The organism is Streptococcus fryi, from assembly GCF_053206505.1.
On record NZ_JBRUGW010000024.1, the window covers coordinates 24,409 to 30,935 of the forward strand.

A 6,527-nucleotide genomic window follows, 5' to 3' on the forward strand; every position below is an offset into this window, starting at 1 on the left:
GAGAATATTATGCAAAAAAGAATTGTTTTTGGTTCATTGGCAGCAGCTATTTTTTTACCTTTTGTGATGATTGGTGGTTTGCCCTTTCAACTACTTGCAGGTTTGTTAGCTGTGATTGGTGTGTACGAATTATTTGCGATGAAAGGATTAGAAATTTTTTCGTTTGAAGGCATTTTAGCAATGTTAGGAGCCTTTGTATTAACTATTCCTATGGAACACTATCTACCATTTTTACCCGTTGGTGGTGGTTTTAGTGTCTACACTGTAATGAGTTTTTTACTTCTGGCTGGAACTGTTTTTAGTCAATCAAACTATTCCTTTGAAGACGCAGTCTTTCCGATTGCATCAAGTTACTACGTTGGAATTGGCTTTCAAAATTTAGTCAATGCGCGTCTGGCTAGTATTGATAAAATTTTATTAGCTTTATTCATTGTTTGGGCAACGGACATTGGTGCTTATATGATTGGTCGTCAAATCGGTAAACGTAAGTTAGCACCAACTGTTTCACCTAATAAAACCATTGAAGGCAGTTTGGGTGGCATCCTATCAGCGATAATTGTTGCTATGCTTTATATGCTTGTCAGAAGTGAAGTTTATGCCCCCTATAGTTTTATAACAATGCTTGGTTTAGTCATTGTTTTTAGTGTATTTGCTCAGCTAGGAGACTTGGTTGAATCATCATTAAAACGCCACTTTGGAGTTAAGGATTCTGGTAATCTTATTCCTGGACATGGAGGGATTTTAGATAGATTTGACAGCATGATTTTTGTTTTCCCTATCATGCATTTCTTCGGTTTATTTTAAGACAGGGAGGGGTTAGTTTTAACATGTTAGGTATTTTAACCTTTGTTGTAGTTTTTGGCATTTTAGTGGTTGTTCATGAATTTGGGCACTTCTACTTTGCTAAAAAATCAGGCATACTGGTCAGGGAATTTGCGATAGGCATGGGTCCCAAAATTTTTTCTCACATAGGTCAAGATGGCACGACATATACCATCAGAATTTTACCAGTTGGTGGCTATGTCAGAATGGCAGGTTGGGGTGATGACAAGACGGAAATTAAGACAGGAACACCAGCTTCACTAACTTTAGATCAAGATGGAAAAGTCTCGCGTATTAATCTATCTCATAAACAGCTTGATGCTAAAAGCCTTCCCATCAACGTCTTATCTTATGATTTGGAAGACGAATTAGAAATTACAGGTTTAGTATTAGAGGAGCGAAAAACGTATCACGTTTCTCCTGAAGCTACAATTGTAGAATCAGATGGTACAGAAATTAGGATTGCTCCTCTAAATGTTCAATATCAAAATGCAACTGTATTAGGGAGACTAATTACTAATTTCGCTGGTCCTATGAATAATTTTATTCTGGGCATCGTCGTTTTCATCCTGTTAGCTTTTGCTCAAGGTGGTGTTGCAGATTTGAATACCAACCACTTCCAAGTTTCCCCTAATGGAGCTTTGTCAGCCGCTGGAGTATCATCTAATGATCAAATTATTGCAGTTGAAGGAAATGACATCACGAATTGGGATGATTTAGCGACAGCGATTGATGAAACAACAAAAGACTTTAAAAAAGGTCAACAGTTAGCCATCACGGTTATTTCAGATGGTCAAGAAAAAGTATTATCTGTAACACCTAATGAAATGGGGGGGCAATTTTATATTGGCGTCAGCCCAGGATTAAAAACAAGTTTCACAGATAAAGTCTTTGGCGGCTTTAAAATGGCGTGGGATAGGACTTTTGCTATTTTGAATGCTTTAAAAGATTTAGTGGTTAGACCAAATCTGGATAAGTTAGGTGGACCAGTGGCAATGTATCAGATGACCAATATGGCGGCTTCGTCAGGTTGGCTTGACGTATTGGCGTTGATGGGAACCCTATCTCTTAATTTAGGAATCTTTAACCTAATTCCTATTCCTGCTTTAGATGGTGGTAAGATTGTCATGAACCTGTTAGAGGCAATTCGCAAAAAACCTTTGAAACAAGAAACCGAAACCTACATGACACTTGCAGGAGTTGTCTTTATGGTCTTACTCATGATTGCAGTGACATGGAATGATATTTTAAGAACATTTTTCTAAATGAAAAATCAGAATGGAGAGAATTATGAAACAAAGCAAATTGTTGATTCCAACGCTTCGAGAAATGCCTAGTGATGCACAAGTTATTAGTCATGCATTACTTGCTAGAGCAGGTTATGTTCGTCAGATATCTGCGGGGATATATGCCTACTTACCACTTGCTAATCGCGTAATTGAAAAATTTAAAAATATTATGCGAGAAGAATTTGATAAGATTGGTGCTGTTGAGATGTTAGTTCCAGCGCTATTAACAGCGGATCTTTGGAGAGAATCAGGGCGTTATGAAACATATGGTTCTGATCTTTACAAGCTTAAAAATAGAGATCAGTCTGACTTCATTCTTGGACCGACCCATGAAGAGACATTTACCGTTTTGGTTCGTGATGCTGTAAAATCTTATAAACAATTACCTCTAAATCTATATCAAATTCAATCTAAATATCGTGACGAGAAACGTCCAAGAAACGGTCTATTACGAACCCGTGAGTTTATCATGAAAGATGGCTATAGTTTCCATGAAGATTATGCGAGTTTAGATGAAACGTACGAAGATTATCGCAAAGCGTATGAAGCTATTTTTACGCGCTCAGGTTTAGATTTCAAAGCTATTATCGGTGATGGCGGAGCCATGGGAGGTAAGGATAGTCAAGAATTTATGGCAATAACGCCAGATCGAACAGATTTAGAACACTGGTTGGTTTTAGATAAGAGTATTCCTAATATTAGTGACATTCCAGAAGATGTTTTGGCCGAAATCAAGAAGGAATTAGAGTCGTGGGTTATTTCGGGAGAAGACACTGTTGTCTACTCGGATAGTTCTAATTATGCAGCCAATTTGGAGATGGCAACGAATTATTACAAGTCTTCTCAAAAGGTCGTTTCTGAAAAACCAGTGGAATGGGTAGAGACACCAAATGCCAAAACCATAGATGAAGTATCGTCTTTACTAGCTGTTGATCAAACTGATATTATCAAAACTTTATTATTTATTGCTGATGAACAGCCGGTTTTAGTACTATTGGTTGGTAATGATCAAGTTAATGAAGTCAAGTTGAAAAATTATTTAGGAGCGGATTTTTTAGAACAAGCATCGGATGATGATGCTAAACAGCTTCTTGGAGCAAGTTTTGGTTCTATAGGCCCAGTTAATATTGATACAACACTCAAGATTGTTGCTGATCGCAAGGTCAGAGATTTAGCTAATGCTGTTAGTGGTGCGAATAAAGACGGCTATCATTTAACTGGGGTTAATCCAGAACGTGATTTCCAAGCCGAATATGTTGATATTCGCGAGGTTAAAGAAGGAGAAACGTCTCCAGATGGTCAAGGACAGTTGAAATTTGCTCGAGGAATTGAAATTGGTCATATCTTTAAACTAGGAACACGTTATTCTGATAGTATGAATGCCTTGGTATTGAATGAAAACGGCAAGTCTGTTCCGATTGTTATGGGATGTTATGGTATCGGAGTAAGTCGTATTCTATCTGCCGTTATTGAACAACATGCTAGATTATTTGTTAATAAAACACCAAAAGGTGATTATAAGTTTGCATGGGGTATTAACTTCCCTAAAGAGCTTGCACCTTATGATATTCATCTGATTACTGTAAATGTCAAAGATCAAGCTGCTCAAGCACTTACTAATCAAATTGAAGACTTGCTTTACAAGGCTTCATATACTGTTTTGACAGATGATCGTAATGAGCGTGTTGGAAGTAAGTTCTCGGACGCAGATTTGATAGGTTTGCCAATTCGCATAACAGTTGGTAAAAAAGCCTCAGAAGGTATTGTGGAGGTTAAAATTAAAGCTACTGGTGACTCTATTGAAGTCCATGTTGAGAATCTTTTAGAAACCCTGCGTATTCTAATGGGAAATAACTAGGGAGTTATTTCAGATTGAAGACAAACTAGCCCATTTACTAGTTTGTCTTTTTGTTTTCTGTGTTATTTTTGGCTCTTTGTCAACTGTAGTGGGTAGATGAAAAGCTAACATCTGGGGAGAATCACATTGCTTCTCTCCTTTTTGATGTTCAAGGCAATCAAAATCCTTCTTTTAAAGTTGTCATCTTTCTGAATCCAAAGGCATTTCGTTTAATGACTTTGATGAGGTTGTTTGTCGCCTCAAGTTTGGCATTTGAGTAAGGTAGCTCTAAAGCATTGATAATCATGTCCTTGTCTTTCAAAAAGGTCCTAAAGACCGTCTGAAAGATAGGATTCACCTTTGGCAGTGCCACGTTAATCAGGTCAAAGAAATGCTTGGCCTGTTTTTCTTGGAAGTGAAAGAGCAGTAATTGATAGAGTTCGTAATGTTCTCTAAGTTCTTGGGAATAGCTGAGCAGCTTAGTGAGGATTTCTTGATTCGTCAAGTGCATGCGAAAAGTCGGGCGATAGAAGCGTTTATCGCTGAGTTTACGGCTATCCTGTTGAATCAACTTCCAGTAGCGTTTGAATGCCTTGTATTCATGAGACTTTCTGTCAAACTGATTCATGACTTGTATGCGCAGACGATTCATAGCGCGGCTCATGTGTTGTACGATGTGAAAGCGATCAAGGACAATTTTAGCGTTAGGGAGTGAAACAGTCTGGGGAGAGACTGTTTCAGCCTGAGCTTGAAAATGAGAGAGCGAGGGAAGGCGAGCTAGTTTATAATATGGACTAAACATGTCCATTGTAATGACTCTGACACGAGTTCTGACAGCACTAGAGTAGCGTAGGAAATGATTGCGAATAGTTGCCTGTGTCCGCCCATCCAGAATAGCGATCACTTTTAGCGAGTCGAAATTTTGTGCGATAAAGCTCATTTTCCCCTTCTTGAAGCTGTACTCGTCCCAAGACATCTTTTCAGGTAGGTGGTTCAGGTCTGTCTTAAATTGGAACTCTTTTTTTACCATTTGTCAAGTCTATCAAGGCTTTAAGCACGCCGTACGCATGAAAAATTTCTCTTGCCCTTTTTGTGCCCACCTCCAATTTTTAAAATGATGATTGTATTGCTTAAGCATCATCTTAGTCTCTCTTACCAAATAACTGTTCTAAATAATCCCCTAAATGGACAGAAATATAGCGTTGTTTGCGACGATAGCTGAGGGCTTTCTTAGGGAAGTCCATCACTTTAAGGAAATAAAGGCACATCTTCCGAATCATATTCAAGTTGAAAGCGGCATGTTTATCTAATGTCTGATTGTGGTCTTCACGATAAACCACATCTAACAACCAATGCAAGCTTTCAACAGACCAATGCCCACGTACACATCTGGCAAAAGTCTCGACATCACCCTTAAAACTGAATATGAAGTAGCGTCTCTCCTGACTAACCTTACCTTCCTTTTCAACGGTATTGCGTGTCATACCGATACCCCGTAATTTTTGCCATTTAGAGTGATTTTGTGTTAACCATCTAACATTGGTCGAAATCCAGTAATCGCGCGTCTCTATCTGACCTCTTGCTTTCTCAATGGTCTGATAATGTTGTCCTTTTTGCACTAATTTATCCAATAATTTGGCATCACTAAAATAGAGGGCGATATCCTCATGTAAAGCTCCCTGATTTCCTTTGACAGTAAGGCAATAATCTCCCTTGCCCTTAATAATCTCATCAACAATCTCGGTTTGAGTCCCCATAGCGTCAATCGTGACTATACCTTTTCGGATGTCAATTGTCCGTAGAAGCCTAGGAATAGCAGTAATGTCATTACTTTTTTCATCAACGGCTACCCGACTTAAGCTAATCTTATTGTCAGTACTATAGGCTGTCACGATGTGAGTTGGAGCTTGATTTTGGCTACGATTGCCTCGGATGGTTTTTCCATCAATCGCAATCAGCCGTTGAAGAGCTGGTAAGTCACTAGCTGATTGTTCCATGGGACTTTTCAATTCTTTTAATCGGTCTGGATTGACTAGACTCACCACACGTTCCAAGGTATCATGTGATGGACAACCTTCACTCAAATCCACATACTTTCCTAGCACTTCAACGTGCATTTCGATGACTTCTTCCATCTCTTTCCAGCTCTCAATACCCGATAATTGGCAGACGAAGACTAGAAAGAGAATCGTTGATAAGTGGTAATGAATTTTCCAAGCTTGCCGGCTATCTAATGCCGCAGCCTGATCATCAACATAAACGAAAAAATCAATCATTCTAGTCACCTCAGTTATAGTTTACTACTTTGATTGATTTTCTCAATAGGATTATCGCTTTCTGAAAACATAACTTTCTTCATGCGTTTGTCCTGGGCTTTAAGCAAAAAATATAAATTATAGAATTAAGTTAGCCACTAAAGTACAAAAAAGTATGAAAAAGTACTTGTCAAGGAGATAAAGTTCTGCTATACTATAAAAGTTGTCTCGTGAGACACAGTCACATAAAAAAGTTTCAAAAAAACTTTCAAAAAGTTATTGACAAGTTTAAATTTAAGTGATAGAATTAAGTAGTTGTCTCGC

Annotated in this window: 4 protein-coding genes and 1 pseudogene; 3 read left to right on the top strand and 2 right to left on the bottom strand. The window is 38.3% G+C overall.

The features are described 5' to 3' along the window. Positions 1-9: 9 nt before the first annotated feature. From ACVRZH_RS07305 to ACVRZH_RS07315, 3 genes are read left to right on the top strand one after another with little or no spacing between them, the layout of a single operon-like run. Complete coding sequence (locus tag ACVRZH_RS07305; RefSeq protein WP_447454641.1) at positions 10-804, top strand: phosphatidate cytidylyltransferase; 795 nt, start codon at positions 10-12, stop codon at positions 802-804. Between the two features lie 23 nt (positions 805-827). Continuing rightward, positions 828-2,087, top strand: a complete 1,260-nt coding sequence (gene rseP / locus ACVRZH_RS07310) for an RIP metalloprotease RseP (protein ID WP_447454642.1) — start codon at positions 828-830, stop codon at positions 2,085-2,087. A 25-nt stretch (positions 2,088-2,112) separates the two neighbouring features. Continuing rightward, the gene (locus ACVRZH_RS07315) at positions 2,113-3,969 is read left to right on the top strand and encodes a proline--tRNA ligase (protein WP_447454643.1); all 1,857 of its coding nucleotides are present in this window, start codon (positions 2,113-2,115) and stop codon (positions 3,967-3,969) included. 104 nt (positions 3,970-4,073) lie between these two features. On the opposite strand, the pseudogene ACVRZH_RS07320 reads toward ACVRZH_RS07315, so the two are convergent. After that, a pseudogene (locus ACVRZH_RS07320) lies at positions 4,074-4,966 on the bottom strand (transposase); the annotation flags it as partial. Positions 4,967-5,090: 124 nt separating this feature from the next. Continuing rightward, a complete protein-coding gene (locus ACVRZH_RS07325) occupies positions 5,091-6,224 on the bottom strand; it encodes an ISAs1 family transposase (protein WP_447454644.1) in 1,134 nt (377 codons plus the stop codon). Positions 6,225-6,527 lie beyond the last annotated feature (303 nt).

What these genes read in the sequence shown, in the direction of transcription:
- ACVRZH_RS07305 (WP_447454641.1), top strand. Translation starts at nt 10, where the DNA reads ATGCAAAAAAGAATTGTTTTTGGTTCATTGGCAGCAGCTATTTTTTTA.
- rseP (WP_447454642.1), top strand. Translation starts at nt 828, where the DNA reads ATGTTAGGTATTTTAACCTTTGTTGTAGTTTTTGGCATTTTAGTGGTT.
- ACVRZH_RS07315 (WP_447454643.1), top strand. Translation starts at nt 2,113, where the DNA reads ATGAAACAAAGCAAATTGTTGATTCCAACGCTTCGAGAAATGCCTAGT.
- ACVRZH_RS07325 (WP_447454644.1), bottom strand. Translation starts at nt 6,224, where the DNA reads ATGATTGATTTTTTCGTTTATGTTGATGATCAGGCTGCGGCATTAGAT.